This is a genomic window from Clostridium sp. ATCC 25772 (assembly GCF_001573875.1).
Lineage (GTDB): Bacteria > Bacillota > Clostridia > Clostridiales > Clostridiaceae > Clostridium_J > Clostridium_J senegalense.
The window spans coordinates 1-960 of sequence record NZ_LFRG01000119.1 but is presented as its reverse complement, the minus strand read 5'-3'; the positions used below and the strand labels follow the sequence as shown (position 1 = coordinate 960).

Here is a 960-nt window from a genome sequence, read left to right as displayed (position 1 = left end):
CATTATATCTTCTATTTGTCCTATTTCTGAATATTTCAAAGAAGTAACTTCTTCTAATACATTCACCATATTCTCAGAAATAAATTTAACATCTTCTTTTTGTAAAGCATCTATAAGTTTTTTATTTTGAGGTCTTCTTTTAACTTTGTCCATATTCAAAGATTGGTAAACTTCCTTTGTTGATACAAATATATTAGGTTTACATACCAAAATATTTAAATCTTCAGGTAAACCTTTTATATTAGTTAATTCTTCCCCTATACCTTCTGCTAATGCACTTCCTCCAGTTATACAAAACGGAACATCCGCTCCTAACTTCAACCCAATATCCTTTAATTCATTCTCACTTAACCCCAAGTTCCATAATTTATTTAAACCTACTAAAACTGCAGCTGCATTAGAGCTTCCTCCTGCCATTCCTGCTGCTACAGGTATATTTTTTTCTATAGAAATTTCTATTCCCTTTTCTATATTAAACTGATTTTTTAATAAATTTACAGCTTTATACATAATATTATCCTCATTTAAAGGTATATCTAAACTATTACTTTTTATTAATATTGAGTTTTCTTCTATTTCAGTTATTTTTAACTTATCATATAGATCTATTGTTTGCATTATCATCTCTACAAGGTGATAACCATCTTCTCTTTTTCCAAGCACATCTATTGATAAATTAACCTTAGCTCTGCTCTTTAAATCTATAGAGTTCATGCTTTCCTCCTTATTGTGCTATAACGACCATAAATATTTATAGTATACATTATACTACAAAAAATAAAATAATAGGGAACTATAATTCCCTATTATCTTATTTCGTACATAATTTTATACTTCTACTGGAGTTTTTTTCTCAATTATTAAACATTGACCTACATCTAATTGATCATCTGTTTTTATTTCATTTATCTCAGCTATATCATCTATTGTTGTATTATATTTCTTCGCTATATTCCATAA

At 27.3% G+C, this 960-nt stretch carries 2 protein-coding genes; both read right to left on the bottom strand.

The genetic code is table 11. The annotated features are described in order from the left end of the window. Positions 1–714: 4-(cytidine 5'-diphospho)-2-C-methyl-D-erythritol kinase (gene ispE, locus AZI32_RS17060; RefSeq protein ID WP_061997150.1), on the bottom strand; the 714-nt coding region annotated here is incomplete at its 3' end. A 114-nt stretch (positions 715–828) separates the two neighbouring features. Continuing rightward, positions 829–951: a LysM domain-containing protein gene (locus AZI32_RS18150; protein WP_082761312.1), complete on the bottom strand. Its 123-nt coding sequence runs from the start codon at positions 949–951 to the stop codon at positions 829–831. Between the last annotated feature and the right edge of the window lie 9 nt (positions 952–960).